Source organism: Noviherbaspirillum aerium (genome assembly GCF_008929045.1).
GTDB lineage: Bacteria > Pseudomonadota > Gammaproteobacteria > Burkholderiales > Burkholderiaceae_D > Noviherbaspirillum > Noviherbaspirillum aerium.
The window spans coordinates 148,471-174,973 of record NZ_VFAH01000003.1; the positions used below are offsets into that span (position 1 = coordinate 148,471).

At 59.0% G+C, this 26,503-nt stretch carries 24 protein-coding genes; 5 read left to right on the forward strand and 19 right to left on the reverse strand.

Annotated elements, in window-relative coordinates; all coding sequences use genetic code 11:
- Positions 1-8: 8 nt before the first annotated feature.
- From glmM to FH061_RS06530, 4 genes are all read right to left on the reverse strand, one after another.
- On the reverse strand, positions 9-1,346 hold the full coding sequence (gene glmM / locus FH061_RS06515; RefSeq protein ID WP_151634212.1) for a phosphoglucosamine mutase: 1,338 nt from the start codon (positions 1,344-1,346) through the stop codon (positions 9-11).
- Entirely contained in the window at positions 1,343-2,206 is an 864-nt protein-coding gene (gene folP, locus FH061_RS06520) for a dihydropteroate synthase (RefSeq protein WP_151634623.1), read from the reverse strand. The genes glmM and folP overlap by 4 nt, the downstream gene beginning before the upstream one ends.
- Before the next feature lie 72 nt (positions 2,207-2,278).
- Complete coding sequence (gene ftsH / locus FH061_RS06525; protein ID WP_151634214.1) at positions 2,279-4,165, reverse strand: ATP-dependent zinc metalloprotease FtsH; 1,887 nt, start codon at positions 4,163-4,165, stop codon at positions 2,279-2,281.
- Positions 4,166-4,300: 135 nt separating this feature from the next.
- On the reverse strand, positions 4,301-4,948 hold the full coding sequence (locus FH061_RS06530; RefSeq protein ID WP_151634216.1) for an RlmE family RNA methyltransferase: 648 nt from the start codon (positions 4,946-4,948) through the stop codon (positions 4,301-4,303).
- 35 nt (positions 4,949-4,983) lie between these two features.
- Here FH061_RS06530 and yhbY point away from each other — a divergent pair, with 35 nt between their 5' ends.
- On the forward strand, positions 4,984-5,457 hold the full coding sequence (gene yhbY / locus FH061_RS06535; RefSeq protein ID WP_151634218.1) for a ribosome assembly RNA-binding protein YhbY: 474 nt from the start codon (positions 4,984-4,986) through the stop codon (positions 5,455-5,457).
- Positions 5,458-5,719: 262 nt separating this feature from the next.
- Here the strand turns inward: yhbY and greA are convergent, their stop codons facing one another.
- From greA to FH061_RS06560, 5 genes are all read right to left on the reverse strand, one after another.
- On the reverse strand, positions 5,720-6,196 hold the full coding sequence (gene greA, locus FH061_RS06540; protein WP_151634220.1) for a transcription elongation factor GreA: 477 nt from the start codon (positions 6,194-6,196) through the stop codon (positions 5,720-5,722).
- Between the two features lie 100 nt (positions 6,197-6,296).
- Positions 6,297-9,527, reverse strand: coding sequence for a carbamoyl-phosphate synthase large subunit (gene carB, locus FH061_RS06545; protein ID WP_151634222.1), 3,231 nt, complete (start codon positions 9,525-9,527; stop codon positions 6,297-6,299).
- Positions 9,520-10,671, reverse strand: a complete 1,152-nt coding sequence (gene carA, locus FH061_RS06550; protein ID WP_151634224.1) for a glutamine-hydrolyzing carbamoyl-phosphate synthase small subunit — start codon at positions 10,669-10,671, stop codon at positions 9,520-9,522. Before carA ends, carB begins: the two co-directional genes overlap by 8 nt.
- A gap of 268 nt (positions 10,672-10,939) precedes the next feature.
- A complete protein-coding gene (locus tag FH061_RS06555) occupies positions 10,940-11,347 on the reverse strand; it encodes a GlcG/HbpS family heme-binding protein (protein ID WP_151634226.1) in 408 nt (135 codons plus the stop codon).
- Between the two features lie 74 nt (positions 11,348-11,421).
- Positions 11,422-12,570: a response regulator gene (locus FH061_RS06560; protein WP_151634228.1), complete on the reverse strand. Its 1,149-nt coding sequence runs from the start codon at positions 12,568-12,570 to the stop codon at positions 11,422-11,424.
- Between the two features lie 179 nt (positions 12,571-12,749).
- Here FH061_RS06560 and FH061_RS06565 point away from each other — a divergent pair, with 179 nt between their 5' ends.
- The gene (locus tag FH061_RS06565) at positions 12,750-13,220 is read left to right on the forward strand and encodes a C40 family peptidase (RefSeq protein ID WP_225984528.1); all 471 of its coding nucleotides are present in this window, start codon (positions 12,750-12,752) and stop codon (positions 13,218-13,220) included.
- Positions 13,221-13,253: 33 nt separating this feature from the next.
- On the opposite strand, the gene FH061_RS06570 is transcribed toward FH061_RS06565, so the two are convergent.
- Positions 13,254-14,183: a patatin-like phospholipase family protein gene (locus tag FH061_RS06570; RefSeq protein WP_151634232.1), complete on the reverse strand. Its 930-nt coding sequence runs from the start codon at positions 14,181-14,183 to the stop codon at positions 13,254-13,256.
- Between the two features lie 187 nt (positions 14,184-14,370).
- On the opposite strand from FH061_RS06570, the gene FH061_RS06575 reads away from it, so the two are divergent.
- Positions 14,371-15,417, forward strand: a complete 1,047-nt coding sequence (locus FH061_RS06575) for a Fe(3+) ABC transporter substrate-binding protein (protein ID WP_151634234.1) — start codon at positions 14,371-14,373, stop codon at positions 15,415-15,417.
- Positions 15,418-15,466: 49 nt separating this feature from the next.
- Here FH061_RS06575 and FH061_RS06580 read toward each other — a convergent pair whose 3' ends face one another.
- The 8 genes from FH061_RS06580 to pstS form a co-directional block, all read right to left on the reverse strand.
- Positions 15,467-15,685: a hypothetical protein gene (locus FH061_RS06580; protein WP_151634236.1), complete on the reverse strand. Its 219-nt coding sequence runs from the start codon at positions 15,683-15,685 to the stop codon at positions 15,467-15,469.
- A 58-nt stretch (positions 15,686-15,743) separates the two neighbouring features.
- Complete coding sequence (phoR, locus tag FH061_RS06585; protein ID WP_151634238.1) at positions 15,744-17,063, reverse strand: phosphate regulon sensor histidine kinase PhoR; 1,320 nt, start codon at positions 17,061-17,063, stop codon at positions 15,744-15,746.
- A gap of 11 nt (positions 17,064-17,074) precedes the next feature.
- Positions 17,075-17,764, reverse strand: coding sequence for a response regulator (locus FH061_RS06590; protein ID WP_151634240.1), 690 nt, complete (start codon positions 17,762-17,764; stop codon positions 17,075-17,077).
- A gap of 2 nt (positions 17,765-17,766) precedes the next feature.
- Positions 17,767-18,474 (reverse strand): phosphate signaling complex protein PhoU, encoded by a 708-nt coding sequence (gene phoU / locus FH061_RS06595; protein ID WP_151634242.1) that lies wholly within the window; start codon positions 18,472-18,474, stop codon positions 17,767-17,769.
- 89 nt (positions 18,475-18,563) lie between these two features.
- Positions 18,564-19,346: a phosphate ABC transporter ATP-binding protein PstB gene (gene pstB, locus FH061_RS06600; protein ID WP_151634244.1), complete on the reverse strand. Its 783-nt coding sequence runs from the start codon at positions 19,344-19,346 to the stop codon at positions 18,564-18,566.
- A 1-nt stretch (position 19,347) separates the two neighbouring features.
- On the reverse strand, positions 19,348-20,196 hold the full coding sequence (gene pstA / locus FH061_RS06605; RefSeq protein WP_151634625.1) for a phosphate ABC transporter permease PstA: 849 nt from the start codon (positions 20,194-20,196) through the stop codon (positions 19,348-19,350).
- Entirely contained in the window at positions 20,190-21,221 is a 1,032-nt protein-coding gene (pstC, locus tag FH061_RS06610) for a phosphate ABC transporter permease subunit PstC (protein ID WP_151634246.1), read from the reverse strand. The genes pstA and pstC overlap by 7 nt, the downstream gene beginning before the upstream one ends.
- Before the next feature lie 105 nt (positions 21,222-21,326).
- Positions 21,327-22,370: a phosphate ABC transporter substrate-binding protein PstS gene (gene pstS / locus FH061_RS06615; RefSeq protein ID WP_151634248.1), complete on the reverse strand. Its 1,044-nt coding sequence runs from the start codon at positions 22,368-22,370 to the stop codon at positions 21,327-21,329.
- A gap of 207 nt (positions 22,371-22,577) precedes the next feature.
- Between pstS and ppk1 the strand changes: the two genes are divergently transcribed.
- Positions 22,578-24,671, forward strand: a complete 2,094-nt coding sequence (ppk1, locus tag FH061_RS06620; RefSeq protein WP_151634627.1) for a polyphosphate kinase 1 — start codon at positions 22,578-22,580, stop codon at positions 24,669-24,671.
- Between the two features lie 13 nt (positions 24,672-24,684).
- A complete protein-coding gene (locus FH061_RS06625) occupies positions 24,685-25,152 on the forward strand; it encodes a SixA phosphatase family protein (protein WP_151634250.1) in 468 nt (155 codons plus the stop codon).
- 51 nt (positions 25,153-25,203) lie between these two features.
- Here FH061_RS06625 and FH061_RS06630 read toward each other — a convergent pair whose 3' ends face one another.
- Positions 25,204-26,451: a DUF445 domain-containing protein gene (locus FH061_RS06630; protein WP_151634252.1), complete on the reverse strand. Its 1,248-nt coding sequence runs from the start codon at positions 26,449-26,451 to the stop codon at positions 25,204-25,206.
- Between the last annotated feature and the right edge of the window lie 52 nt (positions 26,452-26,503).

Here is a 26,503-nt window from a genome sequence, read left to right on the forward strand (position 1 = left end):
GTCTTCAGTCAGGCAGCGATCTTGTCTGCAATTCTCCGCGCCATCGTTTGGGCAAGGTCGGCGTTCCTTGCCTCCACCATCACGCGTACCAGCGGTTCGGTGCCGGAGGCGCGGATCAGCACGCGGCCGCTGTCGCCGAGCTCGGATTCGGCAATGCGTTTTTCTTCGCCAACGGCTGCATTCTTCTGCCAGTCGAATCCGGGAGTGACCTTTACATTGATCAGGCTTTGCGGGAACAACTGCAGGGGCGCGATCGCTTCCTGCAGGGTCTTGCCGCTGCGCTTGAGCGCCGACAGCACCTGGAGCGCCGAGACGATGCCGTCGCCCGTGGTGTGCTTGTCGAGGAACAGGAGGTGCCCCGACCCTTCTCCGCCGATCAGCCAGCCACGCTCCTGCAGCACTTCCAGCACATAGCGGTCGCCGACCTTGGCGCGCGCAAAGCCGACGCCCATTTCGCGCAGTGCCACTTCCAGCGCCATGTTGGTCATGAGCGTGCCCACCACGCCTTCCACCGGCGCCGTGGCCATGCGGTCCATCACCATCACGTAAAGCAGTTCATCGCCGTTGTAGGGGCGCCCGCTGGAGTCGACCATCAGCAACCGGTCTGCATCGCCATCAAGCGCGATGCCGAGGTCGGCGCGGTGCGACTTCACGGCGGCCGACAGTGCGCCGGGAGCGGTGGCGCCGAAACCGTCATTGATGTTGGTGCCATTCGGCTGATTGCCGATGGCGATCACTTCCGCGCCCAGTTCGTGGAATACGTCCGGTGCGATATGGTAGGCGGCGCCGTGAGCACAGTCGACGACGATGCGCAGTCCACGCAGATCGAGTTCGTTGGGGAAGGTGCTCTTGCAGAATTCGATATAGCGGCCCTGGGCATCGAACAGGCGCTTGGCCTTGCCCATCTTTTCGGAAGACACGCATTCCATCGGGCCTTCGAGCGCGGCTTCGATCGCCTCCTCGACGGAGTCCGGCAGCTTGTTGCCCGACTCGGAAAAGAACTTGATGCCGTTGTCGTCGTAGGGGTTGTGCGAAGCGGAGATGACGACACCCGCCGACAGTCGCAGCGCACGTGTCAGATAAGCGATGGCTGGCGTAGGCATGGGCCCTGCCAGCATCACATCGACACCCGCCGCCGCAAAACCGGCTTCAAGCGCCGCCTCAAGCATGTATCCGGAGATGCGGGTGTCCTTGCCGATGAGTACGACAGGCTTGCCGTTGCTGGTCGCTTCCTGGGCGAGCACCTTGCCGGCCGCATAGCCGAGGCGCATCACGAAGTCCGGTGTGATGGGCAGAACGCCGACGCGTCCCCGCACGCCATCGGTGCCAAAATATTTGCGTGTCATTTGCTGTCCTTCTTCATTGTTTCAACTGCCTGCCAGACCTTGATCGCATCGACCGTTGCCGCCACGTCGTGAACCCGCACGATGCGGGCACCATGCGCGATTGCACTCAGCGCTGCAGCAAGGCTGCCGCCAAGGCGCTGCTCAATCGGCTTGCCGGTAATTGCGCCTATCATGGACTTTCTCGAGAGGCCTGCCAAGACTGGAGCATCGAGTTCCCGCGCCATCCTGCCAAGGTCCTTGAGCAGCGTCAGATTGTGTTGCAGCGTTTTGCCGAATCCGAAACCGGGGTCGATACAGATCCTTTCCAGTTCCACTCCCTCACTGCGCAGCGCTCCAATCCGCTCACCGAGAAATTCAATCACTTCCCTGGTGACATCCGTATATTGCGGCCCTGCCTGCATGGTTTGCGGATCGCGCTGCATGTGCATGATACACAACGCGCACTCGCTTTCATTGACCACACGCAACGCCCCCTCCGCTCTGAATCCGTTGATGTCGTTGATCATGTCGGCGCCGGCGGCGATGGCTTCTCGCATGACTTCCGTCTTGTAAGTGTCTATCGAAAGCGGCTTGCCGCAATCCCGGAGCGCATAGATGAGAGGCATGACGCGCCGCAGTTCTTCATCCAGCGGCAAGGGCTCGGCTCCGGGCCGGCTTGACTCGCCGCCGATATCAATGATGTCCACGCCATCCGCAATCATCTGTTCTGCGCGGGACAAGGCGAGATCCAGAGAGTGAAACTGCCCGCCATCCGAAAAGGAATCGGGCGTGACATTGAGTATGCCCATGACCAGGGGTGTGCCATGCTCCTCGCCTATCGGCAGGCGATAGCGGCCACACTGCAAAAACTGTTTATTCATCATCGTGCGCCGGAAATGAAAAAGGGTGAGGATTTCTCCCCACCCTTATACCATCGAATCAAATTTCCTCGATCAGGCCGGTGCAGTGGCGTTGGGCGAAACACCGCCCGAGGCACTATCCGACGGAGACCGCTTGACCGGTACGCCGGCCTTCGGCGGACGCGGCTCAAGGCCTTCCATGATGTCGTTGATCTGATCGGCATCCAGCGTTTCCCAATCAAGCAGGGCCTTCGCCATGATTTCGACCTTTTCCTTGTTTTCCTCGAGCAGGCGGCGCGACAGCGCGTACTGCGCGTCGAGGATGGAACGGATTTCGGTATCGACCTTTTGCTGGGTAGCCTCGGAAACGGTTTTTGCGCTCATGCGTCCGAAATAGGCATCCTGCTCGCTGTCTTCATAAACCATGGTGCCGAGTGTCTCGGACATGCCGTAACGCGTGACCATGGCGCGGGCAAGCTTGGTTGCACGCTCGAAGTCATTCGATGCGCCGGTCGACATCTGGTGCATGAAGATTTCTTCGGCGATGCGGCCGCCGAACAGGATCGCGATCTCTTCCAGCATCTTGTCCTTGTACATGTTCACGCGATCATGCTCGGGAAGCTGCCATGTCAGGCCAAGCGCATATCCGCGCGGCATGATGGTGACCTTGTGAACGGGATCGGCCTTGGGCAGCAGCTTGGCAACCACTGCATGACCGGACTCATGGAAGGCCGTATTGCGGCGCTCTTCCTCGCGCATGACCGCAGACTTGCGCTCCGGACCCATCACGATCTTGTCCTTCGCATCCTCGAAGTCCTGCATTTCCACGAGACGCTTGTTGCGGCGTGCGGCAAACAAGGCAGCTTCGTTCACGAGATTGGAGAGATCTGCACCCGAGAAACCGGGCGTACCGCGCGCCAGGATGTCAGCCTTGACGTCAGGCGCGATCGGCACCTTGCGCATGTGAACATAGAGAATCTGCTCGCGGCCGCGGATGTCGGGAAGACCGACCATCACCTGGCGGTCGAAACGACCGGGGCGCAGCAGCGCCTTGTCCAGCACGTCCGCACGGTTGGTTGCGGCAATCACGATGACACCGGAATTGGCTTCGAAACCGTCCATCTCGACCAGCAGCTGATTGAGGGTCTGTTCGCGCTCATCATTGCCGCCGCCCATGCCGGCACCGCGGTGGCGGCCAACGGCATCGATCTCGTCGATGAAGATGATGCAGGGGGAATGCTTCTTTGCATTTTCGAACATGTCCCGAACGCGCGAGGCGCCGACACCGACGAACATTTCAACAAAGTCGGAACCGGAGATGGTGAAGAACGGGACCTTGGCTTCGCCCGCAATTGCACGTGCCAGCAGTGTCTTACCAGTACCCGGGGGACCGACCATCAGCACGCCGCGCGGAATGCGTCCGCCGAGCTTCTGGAACTTGGTGGGATCGCGAAGGAAGTCGACCAGCTCCTGCACCTCTTCCTTGGCCTCGTCGCAGCCTGCGACGTCGGCAAAAGTGACGGTATTGCTGGCTTCATCGAGCATGCGCGCCTTCGAGCGGCCGAAGGAAAACGCACCGCCTTTTCCGCCGCCCTGCATTTGCCGCATGAAGAACACCCAGACGCCGATGAGCAGGAGCATCGGGAACCAGGAAATGAATACCTGGGACAGGAAGGACTGCTCTTCCGGCTGCTTGACGTCGAACTTGACGCCGTTGTTCACCAGATCACCGATCAGGCCACGGTCAAGATAGGTAACTGCCGTCTTGATGCGCTTGCCATCGTTCGTCGTGGCGACGATGGTGCGATCTTCAATCGTCGCCTCACGGATCTGTTTCGCCTTCACCTCATCCAGGAAATCGGAATAAGGAATGGACGTCGCGCCTCCTGCGAGAGTACGACCGTCGAACTGCTTGAAGACGGTAAACAGCACCAGGGCGATCACCACCCATATGGCGGCTTTCGAAAACATGTTGTTCACTAGAACTCCTTAGACGCAGCTGCGCCTATATTTACATTACTTGTAAAATTGATTCTACTCGCAATAATCAGTGCTTGCTAGGCTGCATGTGCGATTGGGGAGATTGAAATCAAGGGTTGACAAGAAATCAACTTGTCATTGGGAAGGGTTTTTCAGAACTTTTCCAAGCAAAAAGATTTCGGAGGATTTGTCCCTGCTGGCTTTGGGCTTCTTCTGGGTAACGGTTTTGAATTCCTGGCGGAATTTTTCAACAAGCTGCGAGTACCCAGTCCCGTTGAAGCATTTGACGAGAAGCGCACCGGAAGGTTTCATGTGTGCACGAGCAAATTCGATTGCCAGATCGATCAGATCCTCGACACGGGCAGCGTCGCTGATGGCTACCCCCGAGAGGTTGGGCGCCATGTCGGACAGGACCAGATCCACCTTGCGTCCGGCGACCACCGCTTCCAGCTGTTCCAGCACGGCCTGCTCGCGGAAATCGCCCTGGATGAAATTGACATTGGCGATGGGTTCCATGGGCAGCATGTCCAGACCGATGATGGTGCCGTGAATTCCGCCCCCCGCCTGCCCCGCCAGCTTGTTGCGCACGTATTGCGACCAGCTGCCCGGCGTGCAGCCCAGATCGACAATGATCTGCCCGGGCCGGATCAGTTTTTCCTCCTCGTCGATTTCCTTGAGCTTGTAGGCGGCGCGCGCACGGTAGCCTTCCTTCTGCGCCAGCTTGACGTAAGGGTCGTTGATATGGTCGTGCAACCAGTTTTTGTTGAATTTGTTCTTGGCCATTCGCGTAGAATACCGCTTTTAAGGAATCATTAAATATGCTGAAACTTACCCCTGCGGAACGAAGCGCGCTTCGTTCCGAAGCCCATGCTCTCAATCCGGTCGTCATTATCGGCGAATCGGGACTGACGCCTTCGGTTCTCAAGGAAATCGACTCCAGCCTGGATGCGCATGGGTTGATCAAGGTACGCGTGTTCGGCGACGACCGTGAAGCACGCATCGGGATGTACGAAACGATCTGCGAAAAACTGGATGCGGCGCCGATCCAGCATATCGGCAAGCTGCTCGTGCTTTACCGCCCCAAGAAGGAAGCTGCCAAGGAACGCGGCGACAAGCGCGGCAAGGGCCTGCGTGAAGTGACGATCGTCAAGCCGAGCCCGAGCGGAACAAAGCGCCCAACAGTGACCAAGGTTGTCCTGAAGGGCAATGAACGCGTGACCGCGGGCGGCAACGTCAAGCGAGCCAAGCCGCGCCAAACCAGTTCGAAGAAGCTCGCGCTCGGCCGCCGCTGACTTCTTCCTGCAGCACCCTCTCGTTTGGATCGCCGAATGCGGGTTTCCACGGCGGCGCAGAGCGGGAGGCGGCTTCCCGGACGTTCATGACAAAAAACATTCGAGTGATGCCTTCCCCGCCGTGCCAGGCCGCCTGCCGGCAGGCGCACCGCAGGCGACTTCAGAATCAGTTCCCGACCCGGCCTTCAGCCACCACCGCCTTCAATCGCGCCAATGGCAGGATGACTGGCTGATTGCAGGCAAGCCGCATGCAATCGCCACTTCAAACGTAACGCACTTCCAGCACTTCATATTCGCGAATGCCAGATGGCGCATTCACTTCGACGACATCGCCGGCATACTTGCCGATCAGCGCACGCGCGATCGGCGAGGTGATCGACACTTTGAGTTCCTTCAGGTCGGCCTCGTCCTCTCCGACAATCTGGTAAGTCACTTTCTGGCCGGACTCGAGATCCTCGAGATCCACGGTGGACGCGAAAACGATGCGTCCTTCCGCGTCCAGAGTCTTCGGATCAATGATCTGGGCTGCGCTCAGCTTGCCCTCGAGCTCGGCGATGCGTCCTTCGATAAAGCTCTGACGTTCTTTCGCGGCATCGTATTCGGCGTTTTCCGACAAATCCCCCTGTGCCCGGGCTTCGGAAATGGCATTGATGACGGCAGGACGGTCTTTGGTTTTCAGGCGGTGCAACTCTTCCTTCAGAAGCTCTGCGCCGTGCTTGGTAATAGGAACTGTGCTCATGGTTTTCTTTTCAGGAAATGAAAACCACAGAGGTCACAAATAGTACCGGGTGAACCCGGCACCGTCTGTGACCTCTGTGGCTAAGTTGAAACTTGTGGGCTTAGTGTAAAGACTTATGCAAGCCTTGTAAATCGTAGACGTGCAGTTCGTCGAGATGCCGCATACCCTCGACTGCGGCTTCAGCCCCGGCAATCGTCGTGTACGTGGTTGCCCGCGCCAGCAAGGCCGAAGTCCGGATGGCACGGGAGTCGGCGATCGCTGTCCGCTTTTCTTCGACGGTGTTGATGACCAATACGATTTCGTTGTTCTTGATCATATCGACCACATGCGGACGTCCTTCGACAACCTTGTTGACCGCCGTTACCGGAATTCCTGCGGAACCGATGGCGGATGCCGTTCCCTTGGTCGCCACCAATGAAAAGCCGAGTTCAACCAGATCTTTGGCAACCTGCACCGCGCGGGGCTTGTCGCTGTTCTTCACGCTCAGGAACACCTTGCCCGACTTCGGCAGCTTGACGCCGGCACCGAGCTGGGATTTTACGAACGCTTCGCCGAAGGTCTTGCCGACACCCATCACTTCGCCCGTCGACTTCATTTCCGGTCCGAGAATGGTATCGACGCCCGGGAACTTGTTGAACGGGAAGACAGCTTCCTTGACGCAGTAATACGGCGGCACGACTTCATGCTTGACACCCTGGCTGTCGAGCGACTGGCCCACCATGCAGCGGGCGGCGATCTTTGCCAGCTGAAGACCCGTCGCCTTGGACACATAAGGCACGGTACGCGATGCGCGCGGATTCACTTCCAGCACATAGACGATGTCTTTCATTGCGCCGTCAATTTCCTGCTGCTGGATCGCGAACTGGACGTTCATCAGACCGATGACATTCAGGCCCTTTGCCATCAGCGAAGTCTGGCGCTTGAGCTCCTCGATCGTTTCCTTCGACAGCGAATACGGAGGCAGCGAGCAGGCGGAGTCGCCGGAATGCACGCCGGCTTGCTCAATGTGTTCCATCACGCCGCCGATGAAGGTGCGCTGGCCGTCCGACAGACAGTCCACATCCACTTCGATGGCGTCGTTGAGGAAGCGGTCGAGCAGAACCGGCGAATCGTTCGACACTTTGACCGCCTCGCGCATGTAGCGCTCGAGATCGCGCTGTTCATGCACGATTTCCATTGCACGGCCGCCGAGCACGTAAGACGGGCGAACGACCAGCGGGTAGCCGATTTCCTGGGCAAGACGCAGCGCCTCTTCTTCGGTACGCGCCGTGCGGTTCGGCGGCTGGCGCAGGTTGAGTTCCTGCAGCAGTTTCTGGAAACGCTCCCGGTCTTCGGCCGCATCGATCATGTCGGGGGAAGTGCCGACGATCGGCACGCCATTGGCCTCCAGGTCGAGCGCCAGCTTGAGCGGCGTCTGTCCGCCGTACTGGACGATCACGCCATGGGGCTTTTCCTTGTCGACGATTTCCAGCACATCTTCCAGCGTGAGCGGCTCGAAGTAGAGACGGTCGGATGTGTCGTAGTCGGTCGAGACGGTTTCCGGATTGCAGTTGACCATGATGGTTTCATAACCATCCTCGCGCATAGCAAGCGCCGCATGCACGCAGCAGTAGTCGAATTCGATGCCCTGGCCGATCCGGTTGGGACCGCCGCCGAGAACCATGATCTTCTTCTTGTCCGTCGGCTGCGACTCGCACTCTTCGTCATAGGTCGAATACATGTACGCGGTCCTGGTCGCAAACTCGGCGGCGCAGGTGTCGACGCGCTTGTAGACCGGACGCACGTTCAATTCGCGGCGCCGTTCCCGCACTGCCTTGTCGGTCGTCTTCAGCAGCTTGGCGAGACGCCGGTCGGCGAAGCCCTTCTGCTTGAGCTTGAAAAGAGTGGTCTTGTCGAGCGATTCCAGCGACTGTGTTTCCAGCCAGAGTTCGATGTCGACGATTTCCTTGATCTGAACCAGGAACCACGGGTCGATATGGGTCAGCTGATGCACTTCTTCCAGCGAGAAGCCTTGTGCAAACGCATCACCGACATACCAGATGCGTTCCGGTCCCGGCTCCCCGAGTTCTTCCTCGATGGTCTCGCGATCGGTGGTCTTTTCGTTCATGCCGTCGACGCCGACTTCCAGCCCGCGCAGGGCTTTCAGGAAGGATTCCTGGAAGGTCCGACCAATAGCCATGACTTCGCCGACGGATTTCATCTGGGTCGTCAGGTGGCTGTCCGCTGTCGGGAATTTTTCGAAAGCGAAACGCGGCACCTTGGTCACCACGTAGTCAATGCTGGGCTCGAAGGACGCCGGGGTCTGGCCGCCGGTGATCTCGTTGCGCAGTTCATCAAGGGTGAAGCCGACCGCCAGCTTGGCGGCGACCTTCGCGATGGGAAAACCGGTCGCTTTCGAAGCCAGCGCGGAAGAACGCGAAACGCGCGGATTCATTTCAATGACGATCATGCGGCCATCCGCGGGATTGACCGCGAACTGCACGTTCGAGCCGCCGGTATCGACGCCGATCTCGCGCAGCACCGCAAGCGATGCGTTACGCATGATCTGGTATTCCTTGTCCGTCAGGGTTTGCGCAGGAGCGACGGTGATCGAGTCGCCGGTATGCACGCCCATCGGGTCGAGGTTTTCAATCGAGCAGACAATGATGCAGTTGTCCTTCTTGTCGCGGACAACTTCCATTTCATACTCTTTCCAGCCGATCAGCGATTCCTCGATCAGCAGTTCGGAAGTCGGAGATGCCTCGAGTCCGCGCTTGCAGATGGTTTCGAATTCTTCCGGATTATAGGCAATGCCGCCGCCGGTGCCGCCCATCGTGAACGACGGACGGATGATGACCGGAAAGCCGAGTTCCTTCTGCACCGCCCATGATTCCTCCATGGTGTGCGACACGCCCGAGCGCGCGGAGCCGAGACCGATCTTGGTCATCGCCTCCTTGAACTTGGAGCGATCTTCCGCCTTGTCGATGGCTTCCGGGGTCGCGCCGATCAGTTCGCAGCCGTACTTGGTGAGAACACCGTTGCGATGCAGGTCGAGCGCGCAGTTCAGCGCGGTCTGGCCGCCCATGGTGGGCAGGATGGCATCCGGACGTTCCTTGTCGATGATGCGCTCGACCGCCTGCCAGGTGATCGGCTCGATGTAGGTGACATCGGCCATTTCGGGATCGGTCATGATCGTCGCCGGATTGCTGTTCACCAGAACGACGCGGTATCCCTCTTCGCGCAAGGCCTTGCAGGCCTGCGCGCCGGAATAGTCAAATTCGCACGCCTGGCCGATGATGATCGGGCCGGCGCCAATAATCAGGATGCTTTTAATGTCGGTGCGCTTAGGCATTTTTGTGTTTCTCCATCATCGCCACGAAGCGATCGAACAAGGGGGCGACGTCGGTCGGACCGGGGGAAGCTTCGGGATGGCCCTGGAAGCAGAAAGCCGGTTTGTCTGTACGGGCAAAGCCCTGGAGCGAACCGTCGAACAGCGAGACGTGGGTCACGCGGCAATTGGACGGCAGGGTCTCCTGGTCCACGGCAAAGCCATGGTTCTGCGATGTGATCATGACCTGCTTGGTATCGAGATCCTGCACCGGATGGTTCGCGCCATGGTGGCCGAATTTCATCTTGAGCGTCCTGGCGCCCGATGCGAGGGCCATGATCTGATGACCCAGGCAGATGCCGAAGGTCGGGATGCCGCGGTCAATCAGTTCGCGGGTTGCCGCGATCGCGTAGTCGCAAGGCTCGGGATCGCCAGGCCCGTTGGCAAGGAAAATCCCGTCCGGGTTCAGGGCGAGCGCCTCTTTCGCTGTCGCCTGCGCCGGCAGGACAGTGATCTTGCAGCCGCGCTCGGCCAGCATGCGCAGGATATTGCGCTTGACGCCATAATCGAAGGCGACCACGTGGTACTTGGGATCGGACTGCTTGCCGTAGCCTGCTCCGAGTTTCCACTCCGTCTCGGTCCAGACGTAGGACTCCTTGGTCGACACCACTTTGGCGAGATCCATGCCAGCCAGCCCCGGGAAGGATTTTGCCAGTGCAAGTGCTTTCTCGACATCGGCTTCGCCGGCGAGAATGGCGCCGTTCTGCGCGCCCTTTTCTCTCAGGATGCGCGTCAGTTTGCGGGTATCGATTCCGGCGATGCCCACCACGTTTTCCGACTTCAAGTAGTCGGACAGGCTCTGCTTGGAGCGGAAGTTTGAAGTGATCAGTGGCAGGTCTTTGATGATCAGACCGGCGGCGTGAATGCGGCTGGCCTCGACGTCCTCTTCATTGACGCCGACATTGCCGATATGGGGATAGGTCAGCGTGACGATCTGGCGGCTGTAGCTGGGATCGGTCAGGATTTCCTGGTAACCGGTCATCGCCGTGTTGAACACGACTTCACCGATCGTATGACCGGGCGCACCGATGGAAAAACCCTGGAAAATCGACCCGTCTGCAAGCGCAAGGATAGCCGGAACTGATTGGCCAGAAAAAAATGGCAGCAAGGGTAACTCCTGAGATGGTTACCGCCGCTGCGCCGCGCCAGAACGACCGTCAACCAAACGGCATGCGCTGGATGTTGCGGGTCTTTTTGGGACGAGATGGAAGGGGTATGCGCTACGGCGGACTGGATTAGATAAACCCCAAGATTATAGCCGAGAACCACCTTCACTGCAAACCCGGCGGAGAGCAAAAAACCTGTTGCCGATTGCCGGCATCCGCATCTCCGCCGGAGCCGTCATTGCCTTTCCGGCAATGACAAAAGAGCATGCGTCAAAGGCCGAGTGCGGCGATGCCTGCCCTGGCGATCTGTACGTCTTCCGAGGACTTGACGCCGGATACGCCGACCGCGCCGATGCACTGGCCTTCAACGACGATCGGAACGCCGCCTTCCAGCATGCCCTCGATAACAGGAGCAGTGATGAAGGAATAACGGCCGTTGTTGATCATGTCTTCATAGACCTTGGTTTCGCGGCGGCCGATGGCCGCAGTCTTGGCCTTGGCCGGAGCGATGCTGGCCGAGACCGGTGCCGCGTTGTCAAGACGCTGCAGCCACAGCAGATGGCCGCCGTCGTCCACGATGGAAATCGTCACTGCCCAGTTGTTTGCCTTTGCTTCCGCTTCTGCGGCAGCGGCAATCTTTTTAGCGTCGTCGAGTGTGAGAATCGGTTTTGTTTGCATTCCAGCTCCTTCTGAAGAAGCGTGGATTGTACGACAGGCATCCCCGCCGCGCACAGCGCAGCGCAGCAATGTGGTCAGGACGGACTGCGTTTCATGACGAGTTCCGCCAGCGACTGCAATTCGGCGGGTAGCTTGTCGAGGTGAGGTCTTACCTGCTCTTGCCTTCCTTCCCGGATCCAGCGGAGCAGCGTCGCCGCATCGGGGGTGCCGCTTTCGGCATGTTCGATCGCCGGCGCTGCCAGCGGCATGCCATTGGCCGCGCCAGCTTCCTCTTGTTCTCCGACCGCACCGATGAAGCCTTGTGCCATTCCCAGCTCGGCTCGCCTGCGTGCGATTTCCTGCATGCGCAGCAGGCTGATGTCCTCGGTTGCAGAGCCGCGCTCGGAAAGCGAGGCCACTCCGCAGCATGCGAAGAGATGCCCGCTTGCCTCATTGGCAATATCCGCGTCGGCGATCGCGTGACAGATGCGCCGGGCGAAAATAATTGCGGCATCAAAATTGATGCTGCCGGTAGCCAGCATGAACTCGGCCTCGCCGGTCTGCGCGACATGATCGGTCTGCCGGATGGTACGGCGCAATAACTGGCCGATGGCCGCCATCACCGAAGCCGGCGGAGTACCGCAGGCGCCCTCGGCGACAATGCGGCGCAATGCAAGCCTGACACTAAGAAGCACGAAATTGCGCCTGCCTTGGACTGCACTCTGCAGCAATGCCGATGCGTCGGCATTGAATCGTTCCTGCATCGGCAACGCGAAGAGAGCTTCGGGGTTCACATCCTGCACCAGGGATTCCAGACTGCGCCGGAACTCCTGCCGGGTGGTCGTCAATGTGGAAAGAACATCAAGGCGTGAAACCAGATGGGCGGTGCCTATGCCTTTGGTAATAAGATCGCTGGCGCCCGCGGCGATGGCGCGCTCGCGTTCGGCTTGTTCATCGCTGCCTGAAATCACCACGACTGGAATTTCCCGCAGGCGGGTGATGCTGGAATGCCGGATACGCTGCAGCAAGCCATAACCATCCAGCCGCGGCATGGTGATATCGGTAATTACCACTTTGATATGCCGGTCGGCCAGCAGCATTTCCCATGCTTCTTCACCATTGCATGCCTCGCGAAAATCGAACATCCCCTCGATATGCTTGATCAGCGTAGCCCTTACGATGCGGGAGTCGTCGGCGATCAGGATGCGAGGCTTGACCGGCAAGTCGGTCGCAATATCGGCCATGGTTTTGTAGTCATGTATATAGAGGTCGTGAAAGCATACTCTTGAGAAACTTTTTTTGACAGCGGCATGCGTATCCCTTACATTGGCGGTCGTTGCCAAGATTAAACATTTACAGCATGACAACAACGCGCGGAATTCAGGGATGTGTGAAATTTGGAATGTCCTCGCTGGCTCTTGCCATGTTCATTACGGCTCCCGCATATGCCAGCGAAACGCCGCCACCCCAGCCATCAGGCCCGTTGGCGAAACTGCAAGGCATCACCTCGCGCGCGTCAGAGCTGGCGCTGCACGCGATGACCATGATCGGCATCCGGTATCAGTACGGCGGCAACGCTCCTGAAAGCGGCCTGGATTGCAGCGGGCTGGTACGTTATGTCTTCAAGCAGGTCACTGGAGCCGAGCTTCCTCGCACCTCGGAGGAAATCAGCCGGGTCGGTCAGAATGTCGAGCCGAGCGAGCTGCAGCCTGGCGACCTCGTCTTCTATAACACCTTGCGCCGCGGTTTCTCCCATGTGGGGATCTATCTGGGAGACAACCGGTTCATTCATGCGCCTTCGGCGGGCGGAAAGGTGCGCATCGAAAGCATGGATATCAGTTATTGGAAAAGCCGCTTCAACGGCGCCCGGCGGATCAACCAGCCCGCCGAATAGAATTCCCCCTACCGGCCAACTCCCGGCTTCACGCTAAAGCGCCTGTCCGCGTTTTGTAGCCAGTTTTTTGCGCAGTTCGGGCAGAAGCTGGGCGGTTGCCTGCTCACCCGCAAGAATCGCGTTGTTTCGCCCTGGAAAGTCGTTGCCCTTCATGGTGCCGAGCCGCGGCTGGATCACGACATCCGCATCGCGCAGTTCATAGTGATTGATGCTTTGTCCCATGATGGCGAAGGTCTGCAGGAGAACATCCACGGAACTGGACGCAGGTTGCGCATCCGGCTGCGATGAAATGTTCACCGCAATCACAAAGTCCGCGCCCATTTCCCGGGCAAAGCGTACCGGCACCGGTGATACCAGCCCGCCATCCACATAGGAATGGTCGTTGATGCGCACGGGCTGGAATACGCTCGGCACAGCCGATGAAGCGCGAACCGCCAGGCCGGTATTCCCGCGGCGGAACAGGATCGGCGCACCGCTGTTGAGGTCGGTGGCGACCGCGCCGAAGGGAATCCGGAGCTTTTCAATCGGCACATTGTTGACGCTTCGGTTGACGTAACCCTGCAAGGCTTCGCCCTTGAGCACGCCGGTCGCCTTGGCGAACAGCGGAACCGACCAGTCCGAGATGGCAGCCTCGTCCATTTCCAGCGCCATCTTGTGCAGCGCAAAGCCGTTATTGCCGGCGGCATACAAGGCCCCGACCAGACTGCCGGCACTCGTACCTACGACGATATCGGGCACGATGCCCTGGGCTTCGAGCGCCTTGATGACGCCGATATGCGCAAAACCGCGCGCCGCGCCACCGCCGAGGGCCAGGCCGATCTTCACGCTGCGCGGAGTGTTGGATGCGGACGGCGCCTGAACCGGCGAGGCCGGGGATTTTGCCGAAGGCGAGATGCTGGAACATCCTGCCGCCAGCAGAGACATCGACAGGACGATGGTGATACCACTTCTGGAAAAAAGCATAAATACGTGTTGAATGACAAGACGACAATACGGAGTTGCTTCTCCCCACTCCGCGACGGACACCTATTGTATCGGACGCATCCCGACGGGCGGGCATGCCGCTTAATGAGAATGATTAGCGTTCGTTATCAAACGGGTTATACTTGCGCGACAAGAAATTCACATTCACAAAAGGAGCCTCAGCATCATGACGGATCGTTTCGCAAAAAGTTTGTCTGTCGCCGCATTTGTCGTGGTCGCAGCGTCATCGTCGGCCGTTGCACAGGAGAATGTACTTAACCTCTACTCCTCGCGCCATTATCAGACGGACGAACAGCTCTACTCGAATTTCACCAAGCAAACCGGCATCAAGATCAACCGCATCGAGGCGGAAGACAATCCCCTGCTGGAAAGACTGAGAAACGAAGGCAAGAACAGCCCTGCCGACGTCATCCTCATGGTCGACGCCGCACGCTTGTGGCGAGCGCAGATCGATGGCTTGTTCCAGCCTGTCAAATCCAAGGTGCTGGACACGCGCATCCCCGCCAACCTGCGCGGCAAGGATGACGGCAACGGCTCCGAATGGTATGGCTTCTCGACACGCGGACGCGTCATTGTCTACAACAAGGCCAGCGTGAACCCGGAAGATGTGTCGACCTATGAATCGCTGGCCGATTCCAAGAACAAGGGCAAGGTCTGCACCCGTTCCGGCTCCCATCCCTACATGCTGTCGATGATCGGTTCGATGATCGAGCGCAACGGCGAAGCAGCGACCGAGAAATGGGCGCAAGGCGTGGTAAACAATTTCGCCCGTCCTCCGCGCGGCGGCGACACCGACCAGATCAAGGGCGTGGCTTCCGGCGAATGCGGCGTCGCGGTGACGAACACCTATTATTACGTGCGCCTGCTGCGCTCCAACAAGCCGGAAGACAAGGAACTGATCAGCAAAGTCGGCTTCATCTGGCCCAACCAGAAAACGTCCGGGACCCATCTGAACATTTCGGGCGGCGGTGTCGCCAAGAATGCGCCGCATCGGGATGCCGCAGTCAAGTTCCTCGAATATCTGGCCAGCGATGAAGCCCAGGGTTATTTCGCCAACGGCAATAACGAGTGGCCGGTAGTGAAATCCGCTGTGGCGGCCAATCCGGCCCTGGAGTCGCTGGGCAAGTTCAAGGCGGAGAATGTGTCCATCGCCACCATCGGCAAGAACCAGATTGCCGCGCAAAAGATCCTGGACCGGGTCGGATACAAATAATAGGCAGCCACGGAAGCCACACAAGTAACGATGGGCGGCATCTGCCGCCTCAATAAAAATCGGCGCATGAAGCGCCGATTTTCATTTCTCTTTTGTTGGCCGGCTCTGCCGCTGCCCGCCCTGCTTCATGCCAATCCCGCTTCATCGCATGCCATGAGACCGCATCTGTTTCGGCCTGGCCGCGTTGCGCCGGACATCCATTGTCCATTACCTCCGCCATGAATTTTCGAGCTGCCGCCTCCGCCTTGCCAGCCGAAAAATCCGTCAAACCTCATTCAGGATGGTATGACGTAGCTGGTATCCGATGCAACTGCCGCAGATCGGCCTCACGCCTTCACTGTCTTTTCCGCAAACGATTCCACGATCATCCGGCGCGGGAAGCGTACCGTGAATGTGCTGCCCTTCTCCGGTTCGGAGTCGATTGCCAGCGCGGCATTGTGACGCAGCAGCACATGCTTGACGATCGCCAATCCGAGTCCGGTGCCTTGCGTCTCGCGAGAACGGCTCTTGTCGACCCGATAGAAGCGTTCCGTTAGGCGAGAGATATGCTCCGGCCGAATGCCGATGCCATTGTCGCGTACGGCGAATTGCGGACCATCGTCGCCCATTCTCCATGAAATATGAATTGCGCCGTTTTCGGGCGTGTACCGGATGGCATTCGAAACAAGATTGCCGAAAGCGCTTCGCAATTCTTCGGTGTTGCCCTTGATGTCGGGGCCGCTGATTTCCAGCGTGATCTGATGGCGGCCGTTAGAGAGGGCATTGGCGTCCTGCTGGATCTGCTCCACCAGCAACTCCATGTCGACCCGCTCGGATCGCAGCGGATAATCGACCGACTCGAGCCTGGTCAGGGTCAGCATGTCCTCCACCAGGTTTTGCATGCGATGCCCCTGTTCGCTCATGAGCTTGAGATGGCTCATCCGGGTTTTCACGTCCAGATTGGGCTGGCTGCAGGCGATTTCCAGGAAACCGTTGATGACCGTCAGCGGCGTGCGCAGTTCATGGGAAGCATTGGCAACGAAATCGCGGCGCATGGTTTCGATGCGGTCCGATTCCGTCGCATCATGCGTTACCAGGATCTGGCGCCTGTTTTCGAAGGGAATGATCTGGACGATCAGCTTGCGGTCGCGCACCGCTAGGGTGAGCGGCTGTTCATAGCGCCCGAGGATAATGTAATCGATGAATTCCGGACTGCGGATGAGATTGGTGACGCGCATGCCCTTGTCGCGGTCCAGATGCAGGCCGAGGTGTCTTTCGGCGGCCGGATTGCACCATTCGAGAAACAGCACGTCATCCATGATAACGACGCCGTCCGGCAGCAGGCTCATCGCCTGTCGGAAGCGGGCCAGCCATTCGGCAAGCTCGGCCTGGTTGCGTTCGTCGCCGCGCCGCAGCTTGTAAAGCCGGGAGAAGATATCGGTCCAGGCGCCCCATCCGTCCGGCAGCCTGGCGCTGCTGGGATGATCAAGCCAGTCGGCAAGCTGATACAGATAATGCAGTTGCACCACAAGCAGCACGCACAAGCCACCGAGGGCTGCCGCCAGCCCCCATACCGCACCGAAGAAATACCAGACAACGCCCCCGCCGGCCAGGATGATGGCCAGGCGCAGCACTGCGGGTATCCAGAAAATCAACCGTGGATTCATGTCGGGCCGGACTATTTTTCAGACAGCATGTAACCGACGCTGCGCACGGTCTTGATGAGCGACTCGGCATCCTTGAGCGCCTTGCGCAGTCGCAGCACGTGAACGTCGACGGTACGTTCCTCGATGGCCACATGATCGCCCCACACCTTGTCCAGCAGCTGGCTGCGGGAAAACACCCTTTCCGGATGGGCAAGGAAGAACTTGAGCAGCTTGTACTCGGCGTGGCCAATATCGATCTTCTGCTCGTTGAGCATGACCGAGCAGCTGATCGGGTCCAGCGTCACCGGACCGATGCTCATTGGCGTCTGCGCATGCTCGGGGCTCTTGCGACGCAGCAGGGCCTTGATGCGGGAAGTCAGTTCTCGCGGCGAGAACGGCTTGGTGATGTAGTCGTCCGCACCATTGTCGAGGCCGGCGATCTTGTCTTCCTCCATGCTTTTCGCCGTCAGCATGATGACCGGCAGCGCCTGCATCTGGCGGTCGCCGCGGATACGGGACAAGAGGCGCAGGCCGGACTGGTCGGGCAGCATCCAGTCCAGCAGCACCAGGTGCGGCGTGCGCAGCTGCATGAATTCCCATGCCTCGCTTGCCGTATGGGCCGCGGTGCAATTCCAGCCTGCCTCCTTCAGCGTAAAGGACACCAGCTCGATGATGGGCGGTTCGTCTTCAACGATCAGGATTGTGGTCTTGTCAACGGCCATGATTAGACGGAAGTGTCGAGCTTGGTATAGACGTAATCGGTATGCCGGATATCCTTGCCTTCGACGATATAGATGACATATTCGGCAATGTTCTTTGCATGATCGCCGATCCGCTCGATCGCCTTGGCCACCCACAGGGTATCAAGCGCCGCGGAAATCGTACGGGGATCTTCCATCATGAACGTAATCATCGTGCGGGTAATCGCACGGAATTCATGGTCGATCACATCGTCGTGGGAAATGATGCGCGCGGCCTGCTTGTCGTCCAGGCGGGCGAAGGCATCCAGCGCATCATGCAGCGATTCGGCGGCGCTGGCGGCCAGCACCCTGACCGACTCGTAATGATTCAGCACGCCGACGGTGCCACGCTCATGCAGGTTTTTCGCGGTGCGGGCGATCTTGGTGGCTTCGTCGCCGATGCGCTCCAGATCGGTAATCACCTTCAGCGTGGCCATCACCGTGCGCAGGTCATTGGCGGCCGGCTGGCGCTTGACGATGAGATGGCTGCAGGTATCATCGAGCGACACTTCCAGCTTGTTGACGTTTTCGTCGCCCTTGATGACCTGTTCGGCTTGCGCGATATTGCCGGTACGGAAGCAGTTGATCGCGTCGTTGAACTGGCTTTCCACCATGCCGCCCATCAGCAGAACCTTGGAGCGGATCGCTTCCAGATCCATGTCGTATTGCTTAGAAGAGTGATCGCCTGGCATCAGGTTCTCCGTAATGATTCGTGGTTAGCTTATCCCAATCCCGCGCCAATGCATGGCCGGAATTGGTATGGCACTGTTTCAACGCTGCTTCAGCCGAAACGACCGGTGATGTAGTCCTGCGTTTCCTTTTTCGCCGGATTCATGAAAATCTGGTCGGTTTCGCCGAACTCGACGAGTTCCCCAAGATACATGTAAGCAGTGTAATCCGAGCAGCGCGCAGCCTGCTGCATGTTGTGAGTCACGATGGCGATGGTGTAATCCTGTTTCAATTCGTGGATCAGTTCTTCGATCTTCACCGTCGAAATCGGATCGAGCGCCGAAGTCGGTTCATCCAGCAGCAGCACATCCGGCTTGACCGCAACGCCGCGTGCGATGCACAGGCGCTGCTGCTGTCCGCCGGACAGGCTCAGGCCGCTCTTGTTGAGCTTGTCCTTGACCTCGCCCCACAACGCGGCTTTCTTCAGTGCCCATTCGACGCGCTCATCCATCTCGCCCCTGGACAGGTTTTCATAGAGGCGCACGCCGAAGGCAATGTTTTCGTAGACGGACATCGGAAACGGCGTCGGCTTCTGGAACACCATGCCAACCTTGGCGCGCAGCATGTTGACGTCCTGTCCCGGGTCGAGAATGTTGCGGCCGTTGTAGATGATCTTGCCCTCGGCGCGCTGGCCTGGATACAGGTCATACATGCGGTTGAGCGTGCGAAGCAGGGTCGACTTGCCGCAACCCGACGGGCCGATGAAGGCCGTCACCTTTTTCTCGTAGACGTTCAGGTTGACGTTTTTCAAGCCCTGAAAGCTGCCGTAGTAAAAATTCAGGCCGGAGATTTCAAGCGTCGGCGGTACGAGCTGCGAATTGGTAGAAGTCATCATGTCAGTTAGGAATTTTCTGGCTGAACAAAGTGCGCGACAGGATATTCAGGCCCAGCACGCTGAACGTAATCAGCAGCGCGCCGCCCCAGGCAAGTTCGCGCCAGTTGTCGTACGGGCTCATCGCGAACTGGTAGATCACGACCGGCAGGTTAGCCATCGGCGCGTTCATGTTGGCGCTGAAGAACTGGTTGTTCAATGCGGTAAACAGCAGCGGCGCCGTCTCGCCCGAGATGCGTGCCACCGCCAGCAGCACGCCGGTGATGACGCCTGCCTTTACTGCACGCAGGCGCACCATCATCGCGACCTTCCAGCGCGGCGCGCCCAGCGAGAAAGCGGCTTCGCGCAGGCTGCTCGGCACCAGCTTGAGCATGTTGTCGGTCGTGCGCACGATCACCGGGATGGCGATCAGCGAAATGGCGAAGGTGCCGGCCCATCCGGAAAAGTGCCGTACATTGGCAACATAGATCGCGTAGACGAACAGGCCGATCACGATGGACGGCGCCGACAGCATGATGTCGGTGACGAAGCGGGTGATCTGCGCCAGCCAGCTTTCCTCGCCGTATTCGGCCAGGTAGATGCCGGCCAGGATGCCGATCGGCGTGCTGACCAGGGTTGCCGCGCCCACCATCAGCAGGCTGCCCACGATCGCATTGATCAGGCCGCCGCCGTCCCCGCCAGGTGCCGGCGTGGTTTCGGTGAACATGGCGATGCTCAGTGCGCTGAATCCCTTGATCAGCAGGGTGAACAGGATCCAGCCGAGGAACAGCAGGCCGACGGCCATGGCGCCGATGGACAGCGCAATACCGATACGGTGCGCCAGCAGGCGGCGGCGATAGACGGGATTCACGATTTGGCTCCTTCCTTGCGCGCCATGCCCATGAGCATCAGCTTGGCAGCGGACAGGACGATGAAGGTAATGACAAAGAGAATAAGCCCCAGTGCGAACAGGGACGATACATGCAGCTTCGATTCGGCTTCGGCAAACTCGTTGGCCAGCGTCGAGGCGATGCTGTTGCCGGCGGCGAAGAGCGACCAGGACAGCTTGTGCGCATTGCCGATGACGAAGGTCACCGCCATGGTTTCGCCGAGCGCGCGGCCCAGGCCGAGCATGACGCCGCCGACGACGCCGGTCTTGGTGTAGGGCAGCACGATCTTGCGCACGACTTCCCAGCGCGTGCAGCCCAGTCCGTAGGCCGATTCCTTGAGCACTGCGGGAACGATTTCGAACACGTCGCGCATGACCGAGGCGATGAAGGGAATGATCATCACGGCGAGAATGAGTCCGGCGGTCAGGATGCCGATGCCCATCATCGGCCCCTGGAACAGCTGGCCGATGACCGGCAGCTGGCCCAGCGTGCCTTTCAGGAAGGGCTGCACATGGTCGCCGAACAGCGGGGCAAACACGAACAGGCCCCACATGCCGTAAATGATGCTGGGCACGCCGGCCAGCAGTTCGACGGCGGTGCCCAGCGGACGGCGCAGCGTGGCCGGGCAGATTTCGGTCAGGAAGAGCGCGATGCCGAAGCTGATGGGAAAAGCGATCAGCAGCGCGATCAGCGAGGTCGCCAGCGTGCCGACGATGGCGATCAGCGCGCCGTACTGGTCATTGACCGGATCCCATTCGACGGTAGTCACGAAAGCAGGCCCGAACTCCTTGAGTGCCGGCCAGGCGCCGATGATCAGGGAAACGATGATGCCGACCAGGACGATCAGGACGCTGAGCGCAAATGCCAGCGTAACTTTGTGAAACAGGAAATCCTGAAGCCGCTGCTTGCGCATGGTCGATACCATGGCTTTGGAAGCGGCTTCCTGCTCTTTCGTCACCTGCACGTGGTTTGTGCCGGACGAAGCAATCGTGGAGAGATGTGCATTCATAATGCCGTGTGCCCTCGGGCCAAATGAGGCTGCGACCATGATGTCCATGCGGGCAGGCATGGTCGCAGCGGTTCAGCGCGCCAGGACCAAGCCTGGCGCGGATTCTTACCAGAGCGCCTTGCCGGCGGCATCCTTGACCTGGGACTTCCAGGCATCCTGCACCAGTTTCACCACCGGCGCGGGCATCGCAACATATTCGAGGTCGGTGGCCATGGCGCCGCCGTTCTTGTAAGCCCAGTCAAAGAATTTCAGCACTTCCTTGCCCTTGGCGGTATCCACCTGGTTCTTGTGCATCAGGATGAAGGAGGCACCGGTGATCGGCCAGCTGCTCTTGCCGGCCTGGTCTGTCAGCACCACGGCGAAACCGGGAGTCTTGGTCCAGTCGGCCCCTGCCGCGGCGGCCTTGAAGGATTCATCATCCGGCTGGACGAACTGGCCGTCACGGTTCTTCAGCTGGGCATGCGACATCTTGTTCTTCTTCGCATACGCGTACTCGACGTAGCCGATCGAGTTCTTGATGCGCTGGACATTGGCCGCGACACCTTCATTACCCTTGCCGCCCACGCCGGTCGGCCACTTGACCGCCGTGCCCGCGCCGACCTTCGCCTTGAAGTCGGGACTGGACTTGGACAGGTAATCGGTGAACAGGAAGGAGGTGCCCGAGCCGTCAGCCCGGTGAATGACGGTGATATCGTCCGCGGGCAGCTTGACGCCGGGGTTGAGCGCAGCGATTTCAGGAGCATTCCACTTGGTGATCTTGCCGAGATAGATGTCGGCGACAACCTGACCAGTCAATTTGAGTTGACCAGGAGCAATGCCTTCCACATTCACTACCGGCACCACCCCGCCCATGATCGCCGGAAACTGCATCAGGCCGTCCGTCTCCAGATCCTCGGCCTTGAGCGGCATGTCGGACGCGCCGAAGTCGACTGTCTTGGCCTTGATCTGCTTGATGCCGCCGCCGGAGCCGATCGACTGGTAATTCAGGCCGTTGCCGGTGGCCTTCTTGTATTCTTCAGCCCACTTTGCATAGATAGGGTAAGGGAAGGTTGCGCCCGCGCCGGTGATATCGGCCGCGATCGCACCAGAAAACATGAGGGTGCTACCCGCAGCGATCATCATCGAGGTGATGAATTTATTCAGTCGCATATCTGCTCCATGAGGTTCGTCAAAATCAGACAGGGCGAACTGTAGCCAACAATTGTGACAGCTTTATGACAGTAACGGAAAGCTATGTCATAAATGGGGAAATGGGCTGTAATTCTGTCATCAACTTGTCATATTGGGCGACTACACTGCCGCAAAATTGACCTATGGAACGGTTTACCGGTAATGAATAAGAAGACACACCGTGAAATGCCGAAAGCGAAAACGACCACAGCAGACGTTCCCGAAAATATTTACCTGAACCGCGAGCTTTCCCAACTTGCCTTCAATCGCCGCGTACTTGCTCAGGCGGAGGATAAAGACATTCCATTGCTTGAACGACTCCGGTATCTGTGCATTGTGAGCAGCAACCTGGATGAATTCTTCGAAGTACGCATCGCCAGCCTGCTCGCCCATAACCGGATGCAGGGCGCCCTGACGGAGCCCCCTGCTCTGACAGCCGCGCTGGAACGTACCGGCGATGAATGCCATGCCATTATCGAACGGCAATACAACCTGCTGAACAATGAAATCTTGCCCCGGCTGGCGGACTCCGGCATTCACCTGCTGCGGCACTCCGATCGCAACGAGGAGCAGCGGGCGTGGGTCAAGGAGTATTTCGATCGCGAAGTACGGCCGCTGCTGACGCCGATCGGACTGGATCCGGCGCACCCTTTTCCACAAGTCGTCAACAAGAGTCTCAATTTCATCGTGGAACTCTCCGGCAAGGATGCCTTTGGCCGCGGGACCGGAATTGCCATCCTGAAAGCGCCTCGCGTGCTGCCCCGTGTGATACGCCTGCCGGATCATCTGTCGAAAAAAGGCGGCGCATCATTCTGTCTTTTGTCGTCTGTCATTCATGCGCACATTACCGATCTGTTCACCGGTCGCGAGGTGATCGGGTATTCCCAGTTCCGGGTAACACGCAACAGCGACCTCTGGGTAGACGAAGAAGAGGTGAAAAATCTGCGGCAAGCCTTGCAGAGCGAATTGCACAGCCGGCAATTCGGTTTTGCGGTACGCCTCGAGGTTGCCCGCAATTGCCCACGTCACCTCGCCGATTTCCTGCTCGGACAGTTTTCGATTCCGCGCAGCAGGCTCTATGCTGTCGATGGTCCGGTCAACATGGTGCGCCTGCTTGAGCTGATCAATGGCGTACAGCAGCCGAGCCTGCATTTCCCCACATTCAATCCGGGCTTGCTGCCCCGCCTTGCTGACGGAGACATCTTTGGCACCCTCAAGCAGCAGGATGTGCTGCTGCACCACCCTTTCCAGTCCTTCCAGCCGGTGGTCGAATTTATCCGCACCGCCGCGCTCGACCCGAATGTCGTGGCGATCAAGCAGACCATCTACCGCACCGGCATGAACTCCGACCTGATGGAGTCGCTGATCGCGGCGGCCCATCGCGGCAAGGAAGTTACCGTCATCGTCGAATTGATGGCGCGCTTCGACGAGGAAGCCAATATCAATTGGGCGGAGAAACTCGAGCGTGCCGGCGCGCAGGTAGTGTATGGCGTGGTCGGCCTGAAGACGCATGCGAAACTGGCGCTGGTGCTGCGGCGGGAAGACAATGAATTGCGCAGGTTCGCCCATCTCGGCACCGGCAATTATCACCCGACCACGACCAAACACTATACCGACTTCGGGCTGCTGACCGCCCATCCTGCGCTGACCGCGGAAGTCAATGAAGTCTTCATTCACCTGACCAGCCTGACCAAACCGAAAAAACTGCAATACCTGTGGCTGGCGCCATTCGATCTGCAGAAGGAAATCATTCGCGCCATCAGAAATGAAGCCGAAATCGCCAAGCAGGGCAAGCCGGCGCGCATCATCGCCAAGATGAATGCCCTGCTCGACGAGTCCGTGATCCGCGCACTCTACGCAGCCTCATCCGACGGCGTGAAAATCGATCTCATCGTCCGGGGCGCATGCGCGTTGCGTCCCGGCGTGCCGGGACTGTCGGAAAACATACGGGTGCGTTCCATCGTCGGGCGCTTCCTGGAACACAGCCGCATCTATTATTTCCGCAACAATCTCGCGCACGACGTCTATCTTGCCAGCGCCGACTGGATGAACCGCAATCTGTTCAGGCGGGTGGAAGTGGCATTCCCCGTGCTCGACAAGACATTGAAGAAACAGGTGATTGCACAAGGGCTCAATCCGTACCTGAAAGACAATATGAATGCCTGGGAACTGGCCGCCGACGGCAAATATCACAGGCGCAAGCCGCGCGGAAAGCAGCATGCTTTCTGCGCCCAGCAATACCTGGCGCAGCTGCTCGGCAACCCGGAGCTTCGCCATTGACCAAGGAGCGAACATGGAACTCATTCTATGGCGGCATGCCGAAGCCGAGCCGCACGAAACGCCCAAGCCGGATGCCGAACGCGCATTGACGCCAAAGGGAAGGAAGCAGGCGACCAGAATGGGCGAATGGCTCGATCGCCACCTGCCGGATAACTGCAGGATATTGTCCAGCCCGGCGGTGCGCACGGTACAAACCGCCGAGGCGCTGGACCGCAAGTTCAAGACCCATCCCGCACTCGCGACCGACTCCACCGCCGAAGCCATCCTAGAAGCCGCCAACTGGCCGAACAGCAAGGAGCCGGTTCTCATCGTCGGGCATCAGCCGACCCTGGGACATGTCGTCACCCTGCTGCTGAACGGCGCCGCTCAGGACTGGAGCATGCGCAAGGGCAGCATCTGCTGGATCGCCCAGAAGGCGGATGACGAAATCGAAGCCACTTACATCAAGGCCATCCTCGGCGCGGATCTGGCGGGAAAATGACATAGCTGAAATGGCGGCCGGCGATTGCCGGGAAGCCGGGTGAAGCAGGGTTCACGCTCCGCTTTGCCATAGCAGCAGCGTGATCGCATGCAGCACCAGTCCGACCAGGCCGCCAACAATGGTGCCGTTGATGCGGATATATTGCAGGTCGCGGCCGACATGCAGCTCCAATTTGCGCGACATGGTTTCCGCATCCCATTTGCGGATGACCCGCGCCACGAGATCGGCAATGTCTTCGCGCCTTCCGACGATGGTTTCGGTGGCGAAGATGCGTATCCACTGATTGAGTTTCTTCTGCACGTTCTGATCGCCCAGCAGTTCTTTTCCGAAGGCTCCGACTGCCTGCTCCAGTTTCGCGGCGAGGGCGGAATCAGGTGACGCCGCATCGGCAACCAGCTTCGCCTTGATGTCGTGCCAGATCTGTACCGCATAGTCGCGTACCAGCGGATGTCCAAGGATGTCGCCCAGCACCGCATCGATTTTCTGCTCGTACTCCGGCGATGTACGCAGCTTGGTAATGAAATCATTCGCGACATGCTGAAAACGGGTCTGCCATTCGCTGTCTTCATCACGCATTTCGTCCAGCGTGCTCTGTATGGCCTCAAGCAGACGTTCATACACCTTTTCATCGACCGCCTTTGGCATCCAGCGCGGACTGCTCTCGTGAATTTTCCAGCGGATATAGGGCTTGTTGTTTTCCATCGCCGAACTGGCCATGCCAATCAGATGATGAAACAGCGTCTGATGGTGTCCGCTGGCAACCAGCGACGACAGCAATTCGGCGAGCAAGGGTGCGATCTTGGTGCTTTCGAGCGCGGATGCAAGCCGGTTCTGCATGAACTGGCGCACATCATCATCCTCGATCACGCGCAGCAATGACGGCACGCTGCGCACGACCTGCCTTGCAACAGCCTGGCTATTTTCGGGACGGGACAGCCAGCTTGCGGCGGCACCCGCGAAATCCATCGGCCGCAACTCTTCCCGGATGATTTCCTGCGTAATGAAATTATGCTCAAGGAAATTGGACAGGCTGTCGCCTATTCTGTCCTTGTTGCGCGGAATGATTGCGGTATGGGGAATCGGCAGGTTGAGCGGTGAACGGAACAAGGCCGTGACGGCAAACCAATCGGCCAGAGCGCCGACCATCGCCGCTTCGGCGAATGCGGAAACAAAGGAGAGAAAGGGATATCGCGGCTGGAACAATCGCGAGAGGACGAACAGCGCAGCCATCGCAAAAAGCAAACCGGTCGCGAACCGTCGCGTTCTGGATAACTGTTGCGCCTGTTCTTTTTCTGTCATTGATGCAATGCCTGTGCCAAACTATCCGGTTCGAGCGTCCACAGGGCGGATT

Excerpts from the sequence above, each read along its gene's own strand:
- phoU (WP_151634242.1), bottom strand. The coding sequence starts at position 18,474 with ATGCCAGGCGATCACTCTTCTAAGCAATACGACATGGATCTGGAAGCG.
- carB (WP_151634222.1), bottom strand. The coding sequence starts at position 9,527 with ATGCCTAAGCGCACCGACATTAAAAGCATCCTGATTATTGGCGCCGGC.
- yhbY (WP_151634218.1), top strand. The coding sequence starts at position 4,984 with ATGCTGAAACTTACCCCTGCGGAACGAAGCGCGCTTCGTTCCGAAGCC.
- pstS (WP_151634248.1), bottom strand. The coding sequence starts at position 22,370 with ATGCGACTGAATAAATTCATCACCTCGATGATGATCGCTGCGGGTAGC.
- greA (WP_151634220.1), bottom strand. The coding sequence starts at position 6,196 with ATGAGCACAGTTCCTATTACCAAGCACGGCGCAGAGCTTCTGAAGGAA.
- FH061_RS06630 (WP_151634252.1), bottom strand. The coding sequence starts at position 26,451 with ATGACAGAAAAAGAACAGGCGCAACAGTTATCCAGAACGCGACGGTTC.
- FH061_RS06570 (WP_151634232.1), bottom strand. The coding sequence starts at position 14,183 with ATGCTTTTTTCCAGAAGTGGTATCACCATCGTCCTGTCGATGTCTCTG.
- FH061_RS06625 (WP_151634250.1), top strand. The coding sequence starts at position 24,685 with ATGGAACTCATTCTATGGCGGCATGCCGAAGCCGAGCCGCACGAAACG.
- pstC (WP_151634246.1), bottom strand. The coding sequence starts at position 21,221 with ATGAATGCACATCTCTCCACGATTGCTTCGTCCGGCACAAACCACGTG.
- FH061_RS06560 (WP_151634228.1), bottom strand. The coding sequence starts at position 12,570 with ATGGCCGATATTGCGACCGACTTGCCGGTCAAGCCTCGCATCCTGATC.
- folP (WP_151634623.1), bottom strand. The coding sequence starts at position 2,206 with ATGAATAAACAGTTTTTGCAGTGTGGCCGCTATCGCCTGCCGATAGGC.
- pstB (WP_151634244.1), bottom strand. The coding sequence starts at position 19,346 with ATGATGACTTCTACCAATTCGCAGCTCGTACCGCCGACGCTTGAAATC.
- glmM (WP_151634212.1), bottom strand. The coding sequence starts at position 1,346 with ATGACACGCAAATATTTTGGCACCGATGGCGTGCGGGGACGCGTCGGC.
- FH061_RS06530 (WP_151634216.1), bottom strand. The coding sequence starts at position 4,948 with ATGGCCAAGAACAAATTCAACAAAAACTGGTTGCACGACCATATCAAC.
- ppk1 (WP_151634627.1), top strand. The coding sequence starts at position 22,578 with ATGCCGAAAGCGAAAACGACCACAGCAGACGTTCCCGAAAATATTTAC.
- FH061_RS06590 (WP_151634240.1), bottom strand. The coding sequence starts at position 17,764 with ATGGCCGTTGACAAGACCACAATCCTGATCGTTGAAGACGAACCGCCC.
- phoR (WP_151634238.1), bottom strand. The coding sequence starts at position 17,063 with ATGAATCCACGGTTGATTTTCTGGATACCCGCAGTGCTGCGCCTGGCC.
- FH061_RS06555 (WP_151634226.1), bottom strand. The coding sequence starts at position 11,347 with ATGCAAACAAAACCGATTCTCACACTCGACGACGCTAAAAAGATTGCC.
- FH061_RS06565 (WP_225984528.1), top strand. The coding sequence starts at position 12,750 with ATGTTCATTACGGCTCCCGCATATGCCAGCGAAACGCCGCCACCCCAG.
- FH061_RS06575 (WP_151634234.1), top strand. The coding sequence starts at position 14,371 with ATGACGGATCGTTTCGCAAAAAGTTTGTCTGTCGCCGCATTTGTCGTG.